Here is a 15,935-nt window from a genome sequence, read left to right as displayed (position 1 = left end):
TCGCCAGCATGGACGACCACGACGAGCTGGCCCGCGCCGAGCTCTACGGCCTGCTGTCGCGGCTGTGGTTCAGCCCGCCCGATGCCGAGCTGCTGACGCAGTTCAAGGTGGCCGTGACCGAGGCGCCCGAGCCGGGCGGCCACCTGGAAGCGCCCTGGCAGGCCCTGGTGGCCGCGATGCGCGCCACCACGCCCGAGGCCGCGGCGGCCGAGTACGACGCGCTGTTCGGCGGCGTGGGCAAGCCCGAGGTGTTTCTGTACGGCTCGTACCACCTGGCGGGCTTTCTGAACGAGAAGCCGCTGGCCGCGCTGCGGGCCGACCTGGCGCAGCTGGGCCTGGGCCGCGACGAGCAGCGCGGCGAGACCGAGGACCACATCGCCTTCGTGTTCGAGGTGATGCGCTGGCTGATCGCCGGCGACGATGTGGCGGTGTGCAACCTGGAGCAGCAGCGCCGCTTCTTCCGCGCCCATGTGCAGACCTGGGTGGAAGCGATGTGCGACGCGGTGGCGCAGCACCCGCGTGCCCAGCTCACCCGCGAACTGGCCGCGCTGACCCGTGCCTTCGTCGAGGTGGAGACCCAGGGCTTCGACATGCTGGAAACATGAGCATCCCCACCGAGCAGATCACCGGCCTGGTGCTGGCCGGCGGGCGCGGCAGCCGCATGGGCGGCGTCGACAAGGGCCTGCAGAACTACCAGGGCCTGCCGCTGGCGCTGAACGCCGTGCTGCGCCTGGGCCCGCAGGTGGGCGCGCTGATGGTCAACGCCAACCGCAACCTGGGCGCCTACGAGGCCATGGGCGTGCCGGTGTGGCCCGACCCGCTGCCCGACTATCCGGGGCCGCTGGCGGGCTTTCTGGCCGGGCTGGAGCAGTGCGAGACACCCTATCTGGTGACCGTGCCCTGCGACTCACCGCGCTTTCCCACCGACCTGGTGGCGCGCCTGGCGCAGGCGCTGGTGGATGCCGACGCCGAGATCGCGATGGTGGCCACGCCCGAGGACGGCCGCGTGCAGGTGCAGCCGGTGTTCTGCCTGATGAAGACCGAGCTGATGGAAAGCCTGGTGCGCTTCATCCAGGGTGGTCAACGCCGCATCGACCGCTGGACCGGCCAGCACCGCTGCGTGGAGGTGCTGTTCGACGAGGCCGACGCCTTCGTCAACGCCAACACGCTGGAAGAGTTGCAGCGCGTGCAGGGCGGCTGAGCGCCGCGCCAGCGGCGATCGGGCGATCGGCTGGCGTCGCGAGCGGGCTCAGGGTGGTTCGAGCAACGCAGCCATACTGACGTACGGCGAGTCGCGCAGAGCCGCCATGGGCTCGCGCAGCAGCCAGACGGCGGCCGATCAGCACCAGAGCCAGATGCGGCGCAGCCAGCCGGGCACGCGGTCGGTCTTGGGGGTGTAGTGCTGGCGCAGGTGGGCGTACATGTCGAACTCCTGTTGTTTCATCCAGTGTTTTCAAGGGACTGTATAGAACAACAGTTCGGCATGCAAGCCCCGGCCGCTTAAGCTGCGGTGTGACGTGGCCGCGCAACGACGGCCCGCTGGATGCCAGGAGACCCGCATGTCCGCTGCCCTGTGGCTCGATGTCGACGCGCTGGCCGCGCAGGTGCCCGACGGCGCCAGCGTCACGGTGCACAAGGGCGACGAGCCCGATGTGCCGATGGCCCTGGCGCGGGCGCTGATCCGCCGCGGCGTGCGCCGGCTGCACCTGGTCACGCTGCCCACCGCCGCCTACCCCGCCAGCGGCATGATGGTCGATCTGCTGATCGGCGCGGGCTGCGTGGCCTCGGTGGAAACCTCGGGCATCTCGCTGCACGAGTTGGGCGCGGCGCCGCGCTTCAGCCAGGCCGTGAAGACCGGCCGGCTGAAGGTCATCGACGCCACCTGCCCTGCGGTGTACGCCGGCCTGCAGGCCGGCGCCAAGGGCCAGCCTTTCGCGCCGCTGCGCGGTCTGGTTGGCTCCGACATCCAGCGCCATCGCGCCGACTACCGCGTGATCGCCAACCCCTTCGCAGCCCCCGGCACCCTGCCCGTCGACGGTGTGACCGACCCCATCGTGCTGGTGCCGGCCATCAACGCCGATGTGGCCATCTTCCATGTTGCCAAGGTGGACGCCGAGGGCAATGCCTGGATCGGCCGCGACCGCGACCGCCTGCTGGCCGCCCATGCCGCGAACACGGTGCTGGTGACGGCCGAGGCGCAGGTGCCCGGCTGCTTCTTCGACGACGAGGCGCTGGCCGCCGGCGTGATTCCGGCGCCCTACATCACCGCCATCGCGCTGGCGCCCGGCGGCTGTGCGCCGATGGGCCTGGACGGCCGCACCGACCTGGACGCCGTGCGCCGCTACCAGCAGGCCGCGCTCAGTGACGAGGGGTTTGCCGAGTACCTGCGGCGCGAGGTGTATGGCGAACGCGCCGTTGAGCACTCGGACGCAGGCACCGCCGGGGCCCGCGCATGAACGCGCCCGTCGCCCGCGGCGCCACCCTCGACCCGCGCCCCGACCAGCCGGCCAGCCCTGAGGAGGTCCAGGCCGCCGCCATCGCCGGCCTGCTGGCCGGCTGCCGCCATGTGGCGGTGGGCATGCTGTCACCCGTACCCGGCGCGGGCGCCTTGCTGGCACGCGAAATGAGCGTCCAGTCCGGCGGCAATCCGGCCCAGCCGGCAATGCGCGTGTCCATCCTGGGCAGCCGCGCGCACAACCGCTGGACGAATGGCGGCGCCGAGCTGTTCGATGCCGCCGGGCGGGGGCGCATCGACGCGTTCTTTCTCAGCGGCGGCCAGCTCGATGGCGAGGCCAACATCAACCTGGTGGGCACCGGCGACTACCCGCACACGCCCGTGCGCTGGTCGGGCTCGTTCGGCTCGGCCTACCTGTACTACCTGGTGTCGCGGGTGATCCTGTTCCGCTGGGAGCACAGCCGCCGCACGCTGGTGCGGCAGGTCGACTTCATCAGCGCGCCGGGCCGCTCGGCGCCGGGCGTGCACCGCCCGGGCGGGCCGGTGGCGCTGATCACCAACCTGTGCCTGTTCGACTGGCAGCGCGAGGCCGGGCGCTTTGCGCTGCGCTCGGTGCACCCCGGCCACACGCTGGAAGAGGTGCGCGACCAGACCGGTTTCGACTTCGACTGCCCCGAGACCGTGCCCACCACGCCGGCGCCCGCTGCGCCGCAGCTGGCCCTGCTGCGCGGCCCGGTGGCCGCACAGATGGCCGACATCTACCCGGCGTTCGCGGCCAAGGTGTTCAAGGCCACCAGCGTGCAGGCCGCGCCCAGCAGTTGAACCTGCGGTGCACCGCCGTCTGGGCCCGTGCCCGAGCCAGCGCCTGAATCGGTCACGGCCAGGCCGGCCGCGCGGGCGCGTTCGCACACCGCCGCCACATCGGCCACGGCCAGCGTGAAACCGCTGACCGCGTCCATGCCGTCATGGGCCGCCACGAAGTCGGCAAAGCCTTCGTCCAGCGCCACGCGCCAGCCGGCGCCGTGCGGCTGCGGCGCCGGCCGCGCCAGCACCTGCGCCCAGCGCCGCGCCAGTGCAGCGGGGTCTCGCGCGCGCAGCGTCAGGCCCTGCACGCGCTGGCGGCCGGCGTCACCGGGCTGCACGCGCCAATCGGGCCCGCCCCAGCGCCAGGCGGCGGCGGGCCGCGGCTCGTCGAGCGACACGATGGCGCCGCCAATGTCCTTGGGGTGCAGGTGCATGGCCGCGATGTCGTCGAACTCGGCCTGCCACACGCGGCGCACGCCCAGCGCGTCGAGGTGCGCGCGCTCGCGCGCCAGGCTGTCGGTCTGCAGGATCAGCATGTAGCCGCCGTCGCCCAGCCGTGCCAGGTGGCGGCCGCAGGCGGTGTCGGGCTGCGTCGGCGAGATCACCTCGATGAACTGGTCGCCGAAGCAGAACACCGCGTTGTCGATGCCGAACTCGGCCACGCCAGGGTCTCGGAACGGCGCTGACAGTTGCAGCACCTGGGACAGCAGTGCACGGCTGCGCGCCAGGTCAGCGGCGGCGAAGACGATCTGGCGGATGCGCATGGCAGGCCTCCTGGTGGACCGCCTGGCCGGACGGTGACGCGGCGGGTGCCCGCCACTCTATGCCGCCCCGGCAGCCCGGCCTGATCCGCAGGTGACAGGCCGCGCGCCCTGCTCAGGCCTCCACCAGCGTCAGGTACACCAGGGTCTGGTTCAGCAGCTGGTAGGCGATCTCGCCAAAGGTGGCCGGCCCGCGCATCGCGCCCAGCGTGCGCCCCTCCAACCCGCCATGCAGGTAGTTGAGGATGCAGTTGCAGCTCATCACCAGTGTGCCGGGGGGTTGCTGCCGCGCCAGGGCGCGCTCGAAGGCAGCCACGTAGTCGGGCAACGGCCGCGCGCAGCGGTAGACCACGCCGGGGAACACCGGCGCATAGAAGTCCACCCGGTGGGCCGCGGCGTCCAGCGCCTTGATGCTCACGTTGACCATCGCACCGCAGTAGTCGGCCACCAGCGGCAGGCGCGTGTCGGCGCCGCCGGCCAGCAGCCAGTCGTGCAGGTTGGCCGGCTGGCCGTCGATCAGGCAATCGCCCGCGCTGAAGCCGCCCGCATCGAACACGATGCCGGGGCCGGAACTCGGCTCGAACGGGTTGACGATGTCCAGGTGGGCCTGCAGGGCCGGCGACACCGGCACGTGCAGCACCACCGCCTCGTCGTGCAGCCAGCGGCCGTCGGGCCCGTGCATCACCCCCGGCAGGGCCTGGCCCAGGTCGTCCAGGTGCAAGCCGGCCACCCAGCCCAGCAGCGGGCGCTGGTACATCTCGGGGTAGTCAGGCGCCTCCTGCGCGAAGGCCTCGTGCACGGCCGAGAAGGCCGGCAGCACGATGAGCGAGAAGCCATGCGCCGGCGCATCGGTGCACACGCGCGACAGCGTCTCGCGCGTGTAGCGCTGCACCCAGGCGCCGTCGCCCGCACCCGGCGGCAGCTGCGGCAGCTCGGTGACGAACACCTGCTCACGGCTGCACAGCCCGCCCTGCTCGGCCATGAAGTACGGGATGCTGCCGCCGATCCAGCGCCCGGGCGGCAGGCTGCGCAGGGCCTGCGCGTCGCCGGCAATGCAGCAGGGCCGGCCGCTGCGCACCAGCGCTGCCGCCTCGGCCACACCCATCAGAGACTGCACCAGACCATTGGCGCCGTGAGGGGCCCACGCCGGCGCATCGGGCGCGACAGTGGCGGGCAGAAAAGGCAGGGTGTCAGTGAGCATGCCAACGTCCGATCTGTGCGAGCTCATGGCCCAGCATGGCTTGATTGCGTTCGAAGTACCGGTGAAGCTCCACCAGCTTGACCATGCGCACCTCGTCGTCGTGGATCACGTCGATCTGGTTGCGCAGCTTGGACAGCAGCAGCTTCAGCCCCAGCGCGCGCACCTCCAGCGCACGCTGGCCCTGCAGCAGCTCCATCCACAACGGATCGGTCACGGCCGGCAGCGCGCCGCGCGCGGCGGCATCGCCCAGGCCGCCATCCGCCCCCTGGGCCAGTGCATGCAGCTGCGCCAGTTCATGGCCCAGCGTGGCCTGGTTGCGCAGCACGTAGCGGTGCAGGTCGGCAGCGGCCTGGGCATGCAGGTCGGCGTCCTGGTGCAGCGCTGCCTCGCGCTGTAGCTTGGACAGCAGCAGGCGCAGGCTCAGCGCCCGCACCTCCAGCGCCACGCGCCCCAGCAGCAGTGCGCGCCACAGCGGCGATGTGGCCACCGGCACAGGCGTGGCCGGCACCGCCATGACCGGCCTGGGCTGCGGCGCCGGTGGCGCGGCCACAGCGGCCACCGGCACCCGCGTCGCCGATGCCGCGGTGGCCACCCCTGCCTGGGCCGGGGCTGCCGGCGCCGGCGCACCGCCACCCTCCAGCCGGAACTTGAAGCGCCACAGGTCGGCCACCGGCAGCTTCAGCAGCACGCACAGCTGCTCGATGGTGGCGCCGGCCAGCAGCAGATCGATCACCTGCCGCGACAGCGCCCGGCTGAACTGCTGGCCCTCCTCGCCCGTCCAGGGTGCCTCGGGCGCCGCCTCGTCGGGCGCCAGCGACAGCAGCACCTGGCAGCGCTGGCCCAGCAGCGGCAGGTGCTCCCAGCGGCGGTGGCGCCACGCAGGCGGCGGCTCGCGCCGCACCCAGAAGCGCGGCGCAGGCCGCTGCCGGCCGACCTGCACGGTGACGACGCGCAGATCGGCCGACGGCAGCACCGCCAGCACGGTCCAGGGAGGGCGGATGCCCAGCAATTGCGCCAGCAGCGGCGCGTCGGCAGTGGCCATGGTGTCAGGTCTCCGGCGGACGCCTGCCCTGCATGCGAAGCGGCGGCGCCTGGTGGTTCAGCGGCCGCGCATCCTGCGTGTCAGCACCGCGTCCGGCCAGCCCGTGCTAACCCCGCCGCCTGCTGCACGCTGGCGCAGGGCGCCCGGCGCGCTGGCCCGCGCTGGCGCAGCCCGCCGACGCATTGCCCAGGCCTCGCACAGAACGCGCTGCGGGCACACGCCACACTGCTCCAGCGTGGCCCAGCGCGCAACGGCTGCGCCTGCCCGGGGCGGCCCGCCCCCTGGCTGCGGGGGGCCGGCCGGACGCACGGTCGCAGCCCGCAGTCCACGGCCCGGCGCTGTCGAATTTGTCGTGAAACACACCAGGACCGACAGCCGCGACAGCCCGACAAGTCATTGATTCTGAACAACTTTTGCCTGGCGATTCGCTGGCACGCGTCTCGCAATGACGGGGCATCACACCCCACCCCCGAGGCCCGTGCCATGAGCAACACTGCCTTCGTTTCGATCGGTGACCTTCGCAAAGGCCACCAAGCCGTCAGTACCGTCGTCGAAACCGGAGGAGGCTGCGGCACCACCGGTGGCGAGGGCAAGGCCAGTTGCGGCACCTCCGCCGGCCCGGACGACATGCCCCAGGAAATCTGGGACAAAGTGAAGAACCACCCGTGCTACTCGGAAGAGGCGCACCACCACTATGCCCGCATGCACGTGGCCGTGGCCCCGGCGTGCAACATCCAGTGCAACTACTGCAATCGCAAGTACGACTGCAGCAACGAGAGCCGACCCGGCGTGGTGAGCCAGAAGCTCACGCCCGAGCAGGCCGTCAAGAAGGTGGTCGCGGTCGCCAGCGAGATCCCGCAGATGACCGTGCTGGGCATCGCCGGCCCCGGCGACAGCCTGGCCAACCCGAAGAAGACCTTCGACACCTTCAAGATGCTGCAGGAGCAGGCACCCGACATCAAGCTGTGCCTGTCGACCAACGGCCTGGCCCTGCCGGCCCTGGTGGACGAGATCTGCAAGTACAACATCGACCACGTCACGATCACCATCAACATGGTCGACCCGGCGGTGGGCGAGAAGATCTATCCGTGGATCTTCTGGGAGCACAAGCGCGTCACCGGCTACGAGGCCGCCCGCATCCTGCACGAGCAGCAGATGCAGGGCCTGGAGATGCTGACCGCCCGCGGCGTGCTCACCAAGATCAACTCGGTGCTGATCCCCGGCATCAACGACGAGCACCTGATCGAGGTGAACCGCGAGGTGAAGAAGCGCGGTGCCTTCCTGCACAACATCATGCCGCTCATCTCCGAGCCCGAGCATGGCACCTACTTCGGCCTGAACGGCCAGCGTGGCCCCACCGCGCAGGAGCTGAAGGCCGTGCAGGATGCGTGCATGGGTGGCGCCAACCTGATGCGCCACTGCCGCCAGTGCCGTGCCGATGCCGTGGGCCTGCTGGGCGAGGACCGCTCGGAAGAGTTCACGCTCGACAAGATCGAGCAGATGGAAGTGGTGTACGACCTGGACAAGCGCCGCAACTACCAGAACGCGGTAGAAACCGAGCGCCAGGCCCAGGTGGATGCCAAGCGCGCGGCCCTGGCCAGCGCCGCGGTGGACGACGGTGTCGACCCTGATATGAAGCTGCTGGTGGCGGTGGCCACCGAAGGCCACGGCAAGGTCAACCAGCACTTCGGCCACGCCACCGAGTTCCAGATCTTCGAGGTGAGCCAGGGCGAGGCGCTGTTCGTCGGCCACCGCCGCGTCGACCTGTACTGCCAGGGCGGCTATGGCGAAGACGAGCAACTGCCGTCCATCGTCAACGCCATCAACGACTGCCACGCCGTGCTGGTGTCCAAGATCGGTGCCTGCCCGCGTGACGAACTGAAGGCCGCCGGCATCGAGCCGGTGGACCAGTACGCGCACGAGTTCATCGAGAAGGCCGCGCTCAGCTGGTTCACCGACTACCGCCAGCGCATCGCCAGCGGCGCCATCACGCACCAGCCGCGCGGCGACGCCAGCATCCGCCAGGGCGCCTACACCGGCACCGCCGAAGCGGCCGCCTGACCCCCGACCCACTCCCCACCACCTAACCGGAGATCACCATGGCCCTCAAGATCATCGCCTCCATGTGCACCGGCTGCTCGGCCTGCGAGCCCGAGTGCCCCAACGTCGCCATCCGTGAAAAGGGCGGCACCTTCATCATCGATCCGGCCAAGTGCACCGAGTGCGAAGGCCAGTTCGATTCCCCCCAATGTGTCGCCGTCTGCCCCGTCGACAACTGCATCAAGAAGGCCTGAGCTCCGCTCAGGCGCGCCTCCACCAAACGAACCCGCGAGACAAACATGCTGCAACCCCAGTTCACCGTCACCGCCGCCGCCGAGAAGTTCATGCGCCGCATGGTGCGTTTCTCCGAGACCCCGGCCGGCGGCTTCCGGCTGACGGTGACGCCGGGCGGTTGCTCGGGTTATTCGAGCGAGTTCACGGTGGAGGCGGCACCGCGCGACGGTGATGCCGATGTCACCGTCAACGGTCTGCGCGTGTTCCTGCCGGCCGAAAGCCGACTGCTGCTCGACGGCGTGACGATCGACTTTGCCGACACGCCCACCAAGAGCGGCCTGACCTTCGTGAACCCGAACCAGGCCGCCTGCGGCTGCAGCAGCTCGGGCGAAGCCCCGGCCGCCAGCGCGCCGGCCCAGGCCAGCGTCTCGCTCGACTCGATCCGCCGCGTCGCGAAGGTTTGACGTGCCCCCACGTCGCTTCGCTCCTGCCCCCCGAGGGGGCGCTCAGGCCCTTGGGGCGGCCCGGCGGGCCTGAGGCCGCTTCGCTCACCGTCAAGCAACGCCATCATGGACGTCAACGCCGACCTGGACTTCGACACCGCCGTGCTCGGTGGTGGCCTGCCGCCGCTGGCCGAAGCCGCGCTGGCGGCCGCCGGGCAGCACCGCAGCAGCGACCCGATGCGCGCCATGGCCCTGCTGATGAAGGCGCAGGACCTGGCGCCCGAGCACCCGGCGGTGCTGATCGCCTTCTACCGCCACCACTTCTACGGCCACCGCCTGGCCGCTGCGCGCGATGTGGCGCGCCGCGCGCTGGTGGTGGGCGCGCGCTCGCTGGGCCTGCCGGCCCTGTGGCGCGAGGTGCCGCGCCAGCCGCTGCACACGCAGGTGGGCCTGGCCGCGGCCGATCTGCGCACCGATGCGCGCACGCGCTTTTACCTGTTCACGCTCAAGGGCTATGCCTACCTGAGCCTGCGCCTGAACGACCTGGCCGAGGCCGGTGACGCACTGGCCCAGCTGCGCGCCATCGATCCCGACGACTGCGTGGGCGCCGCACTGCTGGAGACCGTGCGCCTGCGCGCACTGGCCGCCGCCGCCGGCGAAGACATCGACGAGCAGCCCGCGCCGGCCGCGGTGTTCGGCGCTGCCGCCTGGGCGCGTACCGCGTCGGTCACGCCAGCGGCGCCGGCGGCGGTCGCCAGCGCCTGACGAAAGACCACGCCATGAGCCCTCTGCTGGCCCCCACCACCGCTCACACGGCGGCTGCGCCAGCAGGCAGCGCCGGCCTGCAGCCCGCGCCCGGGCAAGGCGACATCCCGATCCAGGCCTGGGATGGCGCGCCGCTGGATTGCGCCGCCTGCACGCATGCCGAGTTGCGTGCCGCCGGTGGCTGCGAGCCCGGCCGCTGCTGCATGCAGGACGCCTATGCGCGCCGCATCGACCGCTTCTTCCGCAGCCACCCGGCACTGGCCGACGCGCACCTGACGCACCCGTACTTCGAGGTGCGCGCCATCGCCGCGCGGCATGCCGATGTGTTCCGCCTGCCGGCCATGCTGGACGACCCCGACGAGACGGTGCGCCTGCAACTGGCCCTGCGCGTGCCGCTGCGCCTGCTGGCACGGCTGCGCAGCGACCCGCACCGCGAGGTGCGCATCCGCGTGGCCCAGCGCCTGCCCGATGAAGAGCTGCCCACGATGATGCGCGACGCCGACTACGACGTGCGCCGCATCGTGGCCCGCCGCCTGCCCGAGGCGCTGCTGCCGATCATGCTGCACGACGCGGATGCCCAGGTGCGCATCGAGGTGGCGCGCCGCGTGCCCATGCCGGCCCTGTCGCGCCTGGTGGAAGACCCCGCCGCCGAGGTGCGCCGCGTGGTCGCCGAGCGCCTGCCCGCGCCGCTGCTGCAACCCCTGGCCACCGACGAGGACTTCCTGGTGCGCTGGACCGCGGCCGGCCGCGCCGTGGGCCCGGTGCTCGAGCAGCTGCGCCAGGACAGCGACGCCGAGGTTCGCGCCCAGGCCGAAGCCCGCCGGGCCTTGCTGGGCGCGGCCGCGCAGCCCCTTCATCCGCCATCACCGCCCGCCGAGGACACCGACCATGGCTGACATTGCCCGTGACGATGATGCGATCGAGATCGCCTCGCCCCCGCGCTTCACGATGGGTGAGCGCGTCATCAGCCGCAGCGTGATCCGCAACGACGGCACCTACAACGGCAAGGACATCGGCGAGGTGCTGGTGCACAAGGGCGAGATCGGCTACGTGCGCTCGATCGGCACCTTCCTGCAGCAGTTCTACATCTACGCCGTGGAGTTCGTCGACTCGGGCCACCGCGTGGGCATGCGCGCCAAGGAGCTGTGCACGCTTGACAACCTGCCGCCCGAGGTGGTGGCGCAGCTGTCCGAACGCTTCGGCGCCGACGCCGCCATCCTGAACGGAGCCACCTGATGATGATCGAACCGCGCGCCCCCAAGTACCCCTGGGGCCTGGAGGTGGTGGCCGCCACCGACCTCTACAACGACGGCAGCCTGCCCGACGTGCCCGAAGACCAGCTGGTCATCGTGGCCGGCGGTCCGGGCGAGATCGTGCAGATCGGCCACCACACCGAAGCCAACATCCCGCTGTACATGGTCGACTTCGGCCTGGTGGTGCTGGGCTGCACCGAGGACGAGATCCTGCCCGCCCACAGCGCCGAGGCGCAGGCCCTGCTGGCCGCCGGCGTGGCGCCATGAACACGGCCGCCATGTCCGAGCCGCACGACGGGCCGCTGCGCGCGGCGCCTGGCATGGCCGAGCTGTTCGACCTGGACTGGCAGCGCATCGTGCGCGCGCTGCCCAGCCGCGAGCGCTACAAGTACGTGCAGCCGCGCGTGCAGCGCGAGGGCCGCGGCTGGAAGATCGTCAGCCCCAACTGCTCGCGCAACATCGACCGCGAGGGCGGCGAGATCGACATCGCCTGGTTCGAGCCCGATGCCGCGCAGCCCGGCCGCTGGCACCTGCATGCCTGCGACCACGCCGCCGGCCGCTGGGTGCTGCGGCGCAGCGACCTGACGCTGCCGCAGGCCATCACGCTGGTGTGCACCGACACCGAACGCGTCTTCTGGAAGTAAGGCCATGATCTACCTGGACCACAACGCCACCACCGAGCCCGCGCTCGAGGTCATCGGCGAAATGGTCGACGCGCTGGAGCGCGCCTGGGCCAACCCCTCGTCGATGCACGCCCCCGGCCAGGCCGCACGCAGCCTGCTGGCCGATGCACGGGCCCGCGTGGCGCGCTTCCTGGGCTGTGCCGGCGCCGAGCTGGTGTTCACCAGCGGCGCCACCGAATCCAACCACATGGCCATCGAGGGCGCGCTGAAGGCCCGCGCCGCCGAGGGCCGCACGCGCCTGGTTCTGTCGGCCGTGGAGCATCCCGGCCTGATGGCGCTGGCCACGCGGCTGGAGGCGCAGGGCGTGCCTGTCAGCCGCATCCCGGTGGACCGCCAGGGCCGCGTGGACCTGGCCGCTGCGCAGGCGCTGATGGGAACCGACGTGGCCATCGTCAGCGTGATGGGCGCCAACAACGAGACCGGCGTGCTGATGCCGCTGGCCGAACTGGCCGCGCTGGCCCACGGCTGCGGCGCCTGGCTGCATGCCGATGCCACGCAGCTGGTAGGCAAGGCGCGGCTGAACTTCGCCAGCAGCGGTGTCGACCTGCTGAGCGTCTCGGCCCACAAGCTGCACGGCCCCAAGGGCGTGGGCGCGCTGCTCATCCGCAAGGGCCTGGCGCTGCCGGCGCTGCTGGGTGGCCGCCAGGAGCGCCAGCGCCGCGGCGGCACCGAGAACACGCCCGGCATCGCCGGCTTCGCCGCCGCCTGCGACCGCGCCGCGCAGACGCTGGACGACGACTTGGCACGCATGGCCGCGCTGCGCGACCGCCTGCAGGCCGAGCTGCTGCGCACCCTGCCCGCGGTGCAGGTCTACGGCGCCCAGGTGCCGCGCCTGCCCAACACGCTGTGCGTGCGCTTCGGCCCGCTGCACAGCGACCCCGTGCTCGGCAAGCTCGAGCGCGCCGGCGTGATGGTGTCCAGCGGCGCGGCCTGCACAGCCGCCGGCACCGCGCCCTCGCATGTGCTGCTGGCCATGGGCGAGACGCCCGAGCAGGCGCAATCGGGCATCCGCTTCTCGCTGGGCCGCGACACCACTGCCGCCGACATCGAGGCCACCGTGGCCGGCGTGCACCGCGCGGTCGGCCCGATGCTGGCCGACGCCGGCTTCACGGTGCCCGCGTTCACCCCGTCATCGGTGGCCACGCTGCAGCCCGGCGCTGCCGCCCATGCCCTGGCCGCCTGACGCCAGCCGCCGAGCGCCACCGATCCACCCCATTCTGACCCGCCCACCGAGGATTCCCATGAAAGTGATGATGCGCCGCAATGCCGCCGGAGTGCTCTCGGCCTATGTGCCGAAGAAGGACCTGGAGGAGCCGGTGGTCGAGCAGGAGAAGCCCGATCTGTGGGGCGGCAACGTGACCCTGGCCAATGGCTGGGTGCTGGCCCTGCCCGAGATGGCCGCCGGCACCTCGCTGCCGATCACGGTCGAGGCCAAGCGCCTGTCGGGCGACTGAAGGCGGCCGGCCATGGACACCGCCACCGCCCCTGCCGCCGCGGCCCCCACCGCCCTCACCTGGGACACCGCCACGCTGGCCGAGGCCATCGGCCTGGCCGATGGCGGCAGCACCGTGCGCGAGGCCGCCGCCGCGCTGCGCCAGCGCTTTGCACCGCTGCGCGTCGTGGTGGTGGATGCCTTCGACATGCGCGGCGAGGCCCCGGCCATCGCCGGCAGCCGCCGCGCGCTGTACTTCGGCAGCAGCGACGGCCACTGCTGGCAGGTGACGCAGGACCCGGCGCAAGTCTCCGGCCTGTTCGTCGTCGATCGCTGAATCTTCCGGAGACTGACCATGAGTGCCTTGCCCGCCACTGCAGAGACCGATCTGCCCGAAGGCGATGACGGCTTTGAAGAGATCGGTTTGCCCGAGGATGGCCTGCTGCTGAGCGACCCCGACATCAGCGAGGTCGAGCTCACGCTGGTCAGTCGCGCGCTGCAGCAGCCGCGGCTGTCGGGCGGGGCAATGGTCGAGCACTTTGAGGAAAGCTTTGCCGCCTATCTCGGGCGCAAGCATGCGGTGTCGGTGGCCAGCGGCACGCTGGGCACGCTGCTGGTGCTGCGCGCGCTCGGCATCGGCCCGGGCGCGGAAGTCATCGCCTCGCCCCATGCCTGGCACCAGGTGGCGCATGCCGCCACGTTGGTGGGGGCGAAGCTGGTGTTCGCCGACATCAACTACTGGTCGGGCTGCCTGGACCCGGCGCGCGCGGCCACGCAGATCACGCCCGCCACCAAGGCCATCATCGGCAGCAACATCAACGGCCATCCGGCCGATTGGGGCGGCCTGCGCGCGCTGGCCCAGGCCCACGGTCTGGCCCTGATCGAGGACAGCACCGAGGCCATCGGCTCGCGTTGGAAGGGCCAGCGGGTGGGCCGCTTCGGCGATGCCTCGGTGTTCGACTTCTCGCAGCCCTCGGCCCTGTGCTGCGGCGAGGGCGGCATGGTGGTCACCGACGACGACACGCTGGCCATGGAACTGCGCTACCTGCGCAGCCGATCTTTGAGCGACCGGCGCTCGGTGTCGGTGGGCTCGCGCGTGCCGCTGCAGGCCGCGATGAGCGAGCCCACCGCCGCACTGGCCGCCGGCCAACTGGCGCGCCTGCCCGAGATCCTGGCGCGGCGCAAGGCGGTGGAGGCGCTGTACCTGGAGCAGATGCAGAGCTTCGAGGGCATCAAGCCGCCGTACGTGGCGCCCGATGTCGACGAGGTGCACTGGATGCTGTTCCTGGTGCACCTGGGCAAGCGCTTCACGGTCAGCGCCTGCCAGCAGATCATCGACGACCTGGCCGTCGAGGAGATCGAGTCGGCCCTGTATTGCCAGCCGCTGCACCAGCAGTTCGCCTACCAGCAGCAGGGCTGGCACCGCGGCCAGTTCCCGCTCACCGAGCGCATCGCCGACCGCGCGATCGCCCTGCCCTTCCACGGCCACCTCACGCCCGACCACGTGCAGTTCATCGTCAAGACGATGAAGGACGCGTCGATCAACGTCGGTGCGGGCGCCGCCATCTACTGATTCCCCCGAACCGCGAGAACGCCATGAGCTTCGCCACCGTCACCACCCTGCCCGCCGCCATTGCCGAGGGCCTGGCCGCCGGCACCCTGGCGCCCTACCTCGGCCCCGGCCTGCTGGCGCTGTGCGAGGGCGCCACGCCGCCGGCCGATCCGCTGGCTCTGGCCGCGGTGCTGGCCGGCAAGAGCTCGGTGCCCGGCAAGATCCGCAACCGCGTCACCGCGGTGGCCCAGTTCATCGAGAACTTCAAGCACCGCAAGACGCTGGTGGCCTACATGACCGAGGCCTACGCCACCGTGCCCGGGCCGTCGGCGCTGCACCGCTGGCTGGCGGCCCTGCCGGCGCCGCTGATCGTCGACACCTGGTACGACAACACGCTGCGCAGCGCGCTGGCCGCCGCCCGCACCAGCGGCTGGAGCGAGGTGCAGGGCCTCAGCCAGAGCGAGCACTTCGGTACCTGGACCGGCTGGTACGCGGCCGATGGCACGCCCAGCCCCGACGAGCTGGCCGCGCCCACCGTGCTCTACAAGCCCTGGGGCGCGCATGCGCCGGCGGCCAACTTCCTGGTCTCGGACACCGACTTCGTCGAGGTGCTCACCGAGATCGACATCCAGACGCCCATCCCCGCGCTGGTGCAGGCGCGCCGCGCCAGCCTGGGCTTCGTGTTCCTGGGCTGCCGCTTCAACGACCAGCTGCCGCGTGCCTTCGCGCGCCAGATCATGAAGCGCAGCGGCGGCCCGCACTACGCCGTGATGGCCGACGAGCCCACGCGCATGGAAGCCCGCTTCCTGGAGGAGCAGGGCATCACCCGCATCGCACTGCCGCTGGCCGAGGTGGCCGCGCAGCTGGTGGCCGGCGCACCCGCCGCACAGGCCGCCTGACGCGCCCGCGACGCGTCCCACATCCCCACCCCACCCCTCGCCAGGAGAAGACCATGACCACCCTCACCCTGCAACCCTCGGGCAAGACCTTCGAATTCGAAGCCGGCGCCAACCTGCTGCAGACCATCCTCGCCGCCGGCGAGCAGCTGGTCAGCAAGTGCGGCGGCGTGGCCAAGTGCGGCGCCTGCCACGTCTTCGTCAAGGAAGGCCGCAAGGGCGTCAGCAAGCTCACGCCCGACGAGAACGCCAAGCTCGACAGCCTGGTCGGCGTGGGCAGCAAGTCGCGCCTGGCCTGCCAGGTCACGCTGCTGGGCACCGAGCCGGTGACGGTCGAGCTGCTCGGCGCCTTGTCCGGGTTCTGAGGCACCCGG

21 protein-coding genes are annotated in these 15,935 nt (G+C 71.6%); 18 read left to right on the top strand and 3 right to left on the bottom strand.

Going from position 1 to position 15,935, the window contains the following annotated elements:
• The first annotated feature begins 8 nt into the window (after positions 1-8).
• The 4 genes from AACH10_RS20550 to AACH10_RS20535 all read left to right on the top strand — a co-directional run bounded on the left by AACH10_RS20550 (position 9) and on the right by AACH10_RS20535 (position 3,277).
• The gene (locus tag AACH10_RS20550) at positions 9-605 is read left to right on the top strand and encodes a TorD/DmsD family molecular chaperone (RefSeq protein WP_423228647.1); all 597 of its coding nucleotides are present in this window, start codon (positions 9-11) and stop codon (positions 603-605) included.
• The gene (mobA, locus tag AACH10_RS20545; RefSeq protein WP_341412375.1) at positions 602-1,201 is read left to right on the top strand and encodes a molybdenum cofactor guanylyltransferase MobA; all 600 of its coding nucleotides are present in this window, start codon (positions 602-604) and stop codon (positions 1,199-1,201) included. The genes AACH10_RS20550 and mobA overlap by 4 nt, the downstream gene beginning before the upstream one ends.
• 358 nt (positions 1,202-1,559) lie before the next feature.
• Complete coding sequence (locus AACH10_RS20540; protein ID WP_341412374.1) at positions 1,560-2,456, top strand: CoA transferase subunit A; 897 nt, start codon at positions 1,560-1,562, stop codon at positions 2,454-2,456.
• Positions 2,453-3,277, top strand: a complete 825-nt coding sequence (locus AACH10_RS20535; RefSeq protein WP_341412373.1) for a CoA-transferase — start codon at positions 2,453-2,455, stop codon at positions 3,275-3,277. Before AACH10_RS20540 ends, AACH10_RS20535 begins: the two co-directional genes overlap by 4 nt.
• Here the strand turns inward: AACH10_RS20535 and AACH10_RS20530 are convergent.
• The 3 genes from AACH10_RS20530 to AACH10_RS20520 form a co-directional block, all read right to left on the bottom strand.
• Positions 3,214-4,023, bottom strand: coding sequence for a VOC family protein (locus AACH10_RS20530; protein ID WP_341412372.1), 810 nt, complete (start codon positions 4,021-4,023; stop codon positions 3,214-3,216). The genes AACH10_RS20535 and AACH10_RS20530 overlap by 64 nt on opposite strands.
• A 112-nt stretch (positions 4,024-4,135) precedes the next feature.
• On the bottom strand, positions 4,136-5,221 hold the full coding sequence (locus AACH10_RS20525; RefSeq protein WP_341412371.1) for a DUF6976 family protein: 1,086 nt from the start codon (positions 5,219-5,221) through the stop codon (positions 4,136-4,138).
• A complete protein-coding gene (locus AACH10_RS20520; protein ID WP_341412370.1) occupies positions 5,211-6,263 on the bottom strand; it encodes a hypothetical protein in 1,053 nt (350 codons plus the stop codon). The genes AACH10_RS20525 and AACH10_RS20520 overlap by 11 nt, the downstream gene beginning before the upstream one ends.
• 483 nt (positions 6,264-6,746) lie before the next feature.
• Here AACH10_RS20520 and nifB point away from each other — a divergent pair, with 483 nt between their 5' ends.
• From nifB to AACH10_RS20450, 14 genes are all read left to right on the top strand, one after another.
• Positions 6,747-8,324: a nitrogenase cofactor biosynthesis protein NifB gene (nifB, locus tag AACH10_RS20515; RefSeq protein ID WP_341412369.1), complete on the top strand. Its 1,578-nt coding sequence runs from the start codon at positions 6,747-6,749 to the stop codon at positions 8,322-8,324.
• Positions 8,325-8,362: 38 nt separating this feature from the next.
• A complete protein-coding gene (locus tag AACH10_RS20510; protein ID WP_260791115.1) occupies positions 8,363-8,557 on the top strand; it encodes a 4Fe-4S binding protein in 195 nt (64 codons plus the stop codon).
• 45 nt (positions 8,558-8,602) lie between these two features.
• The gene (locus AACH10_RS20505; protein ID WP_341412368.1) at positions 8,603-9,001 is read left to right on the top strand and encodes a HesB/IscA family protein; all 399 of its coding nucleotides are present in this window, start codon (positions 8,603-8,605) and stop codon (positions 8,999-9,001) included.
• Positions 9,002-9,106: 105 nt separating this feature from the next.
• Positions 9,107-9,745, top strand: coding sequence for a hypothetical protein (locus AACH10_RS20500; RefSeq protein WP_341412367.1), 639 nt, complete (start codon positions 9,107-9,109; stop codon positions 9,743-9,745).
• 14 nt (positions 9,746-9,759) lie between these two features.
• Complete coding sequence (locus AACH10_RS20495; protein WP_341412366.1) at positions 9,760-10,641, top strand: 4Fe4S-binding leucine-rich repeat protein; 882 nt, start codon at positions 9,760-9,762, stop codon at positions 10,639-10,641.
• A complete protein-coding gene (locus AACH10_RS20490) occupies positions 10,634-10,981 on the top strand; it encodes a nitrogen fixation protein NifZ (RefSeq protein ID WP_341412365.1) in 348 nt (115 codons plus the stop codon). The genes AACH10_RS20495 and AACH10_RS20490 overlap by 8 nt, the downstream gene beginning before the upstream one ends.
• Positions 10,981-11,265, top strand: a complete 285-nt coding sequence (locus AACH10_RS20485) for a nitrogen fixation protein NifZ (RefSeq protein ID WP_423228641.1) — start codon at positions 10,981-10,983, stop codon at positions 11,263-11,265. The genes AACH10_RS20490 and AACH10_RS20485 overlap by 1 nt, the downstream gene beginning before the upstream one ends.
• Positions 11,262-11,642 carry a DUF3024 domain-containing protein gene (locus AACH10_RS20480; protein WP_341412364.1) on the top strand — a complete coding sequence of 127 codons (381 nt, stop codon included), beginning with the start codon at positions 11,262-11,264 and terminating at the stop codon, positions 11,640-11,642. The genes AACH10_RS20485 and AACH10_RS20480 overlap by 4 nt, the downstream gene beginning before the upstream one ends.
• A gap of 4 nt (positions 11,643-11,646) precedes the next feature.
• On the top strand, positions 11,647-12,864 hold the full coding sequence (locus AACH10_RS20475) for a cysteine desulfurase family protein (RefSeq protein ID WP_341412363.1): 1,218 nt from the start codon (positions 11,647-11,649) through the stop codon (positions 12,862-12,864).
• Between the two features lie 58 nt (positions 12,865-12,922).
• Positions 12,923-13,135, top strand: a complete 213-nt coding sequence (gene nifT / locus AACH10_RS20470) for a putative nitrogen fixation protein NifT (protein ID WP_341412362.1) — start codon at positions 12,923-12,925, stop codon at positions 13,133-13,135.
• Between the two features lie 12 nt (positions 13,136-13,147).
• Positions 13,148-13,450 carry a hypothetical protein gene (locus AACH10_RS20465; protein WP_341412361.1) on the top strand — a complete coding sequence of 101 codons (303 nt, stop codon included), beginning with the start codon at positions 13,148-13,150 and terminating at the stop codon, positions 13,448-13,450.
• Between the two features lie 87 nt (positions 13,451-13,537).
• Positions 13,538-14,686, top strand: coding sequence for a DegT/DnrJ/EryC1/StrS family aminotransferase (locus tag AACH10_RS20460; RefSeq protein WP_341412843.1), 1,149 nt, complete (start codon positions 13,538-13,540; stop codon positions 14,684-14,686).
• 23 nt (positions 14,687-14,709) lie between these two features.
• Positions 14,710-15,564, top strand: a complete 855-nt coding sequence (locus AACH10_RS20455) for an SIR2 family NAD-dependent protein deacylase (RefSeq protein WP_341412360.1) — start codon at positions 14,710-14,712, stop codon at positions 15,562-15,564.
• 53 nt (positions 15,565-15,617) lie between these two features.
• Positions 15,618-15,926, top strand: coding sequence for a 2Fe-2S iron-sulfur cluster-binding protein (locus AACH10_RS20450; RefSeq protein ID WP_341412359.1), 309 nt, complete (start codon positions 15,618-15,620; stop codon positions 15,924-15,926).
• Positions 15,927-15,935: the final 9 nt, after the last annotated feature.

The sequence above is a fragment of the Pseudaquabacterium inlustre genome (assembly GCF_038066595.1).
Taxonomy (GTDB): Bacteria; Pseudomonadota; Gammaproteobacteria; order Burkholderiales; family Burkholderiaceae_C; genus Pseudaquabacterium; species Pseudaquabacterium inlustre.
This window is presented reverse-complemented; position numbering and strand designations above follow the sequence as displayed.

Coding starts and splice junctions, on each gene's coding strand:
- AACH10_RS20505 (WP_341412368.1), top strand. CDS start 8,603: ATGCTGCAACCCCAGTTCACCGTCACCGCCGCCGCCGAGAAGTTCATG.
- AACH10_RS20525 (WP_341412371.1), bottom strand. CDS start 5,221: ATGCTCACTGACACCCTGCCTTTTCTGCCCGCCACTGTCGCGCCCGAT.
- AACH10_RS20455 (WP_341412360.1), top strand. CDS start 14,710: ATGAGCTTCGCCACCGTCACCACCCTGCCCGCCGCCATTGCCGAGGGC.
- AACH10_RS20465 (WP_341412361.1), top strand. CDS start 13,148: ATGGACACCGCCACCGCCCCTGCCGCCGCGGCCCCCACCGCCCTCACC.
- nifT (WP_341412362.1), top strand. CDS start 12,923: ATGAAAGTGATGATGCGCCGCAATGCCGCCGGAGTGCTCTCGGCCTAT.
- AACH10_RS20550 (WP_423228647.1), top strand. CDS start 9: ATGGACGACCACGACGAGCTGGCCCGCGCCGAGCTCTACGGCCTGCTG.
- AACH10_RS20510 (WP_260791115.1), top strand. CDS start 8,363: ATGGCCCTCAAGATCATCGCCTCCATGTGCACCGGCTGCTCGGCCTGC.
- AACH10_RS20475 (WP_341412363.1), top strand. CDS start 11,647: ATGATCTACCTGGACCACAACGCCACCACCGAGCCCGCGCTCGAGGTC.
- AACH10_RS20535 (WP_341412373.1), top strand. CDS start 2,453: ATGAACGCGCCCGTCGCCCGCGGCGCCACCCTCGACCCGCGCCCCGAC.
- nifB (WP_341412369.1), top strand. CDS start 6,747: ATGAGCAACACTGCCTTCGTTTCGATCGGTGACCTTCGCAAAGGCCAC.
- mobA (WP_341412375.1), top strand. CDS start 602: ATGAGCATCCCCACCGAGCAGATCACCGGCCTGGTGCTGGCCGGCGGG.
- AACH10_RS20520 (WP_341412370.1), bottom strand. CDS start 6,263: ATGGCCACTGCCGACGCGCCGCTGCTGGCGCAATTGCTGGGCATCCGC.
- AACH10_RS20530 (WP_341412372.1), bottom strand. CDS start 4,023: ATGCGCATCCGCCAGATCGTCTTCGCCGCCGCTGACCTGGCGCGCAGC.
- AACH10_RS20500 (WP_341412367.1), top strand. CDS start 9,107: ATGGACGTCAACGCCGACCTGGACTTCGACACCGCCGTGCTCGGTGGT.
- AACH10_RS20450 (WP_341412359.1), top strand. CDS start 15,618: ATGACCACCCTCACCCTGCAACCCTCGGGCAAGACCTTCGAATTCGAA.
- AACH10_RS20480 (WP_341412364.1), top strand. CDS start 11,262: ATGAACACGGCCGCCATGTCCGAGCCGCACGACGGGCCGCTGCGCGCG.
- AACH10_RS20540 (WP_341412374.1), top strand. CDS start 1,560: ATGTCCGCTGCCCTGTGGCTCGATGTCGACGCGCTGGCCGCGCAGGTG.
- AACH10_RS20490 (WP_341412365.1), top strand. CDS start 10,634: ATGGCTGACATTGCCCGTGACGATGATGCGATCGAGATCGCCTCGCCC.
- AACH10_RS20485 (WP_423228641.1), top strand. CDS start 10,981: ATGATGATCGAACCGCGCGCCCCCAAGTACCCCTGGGGCCTGGAGGTG.
- AACH10_RS20495 (WP_341412366.1), top strand. CDS start 9,760: ATGAGCCCTCTGCTGGCCCCCACCACCGCTCACACGGCGGCTGCGCCA.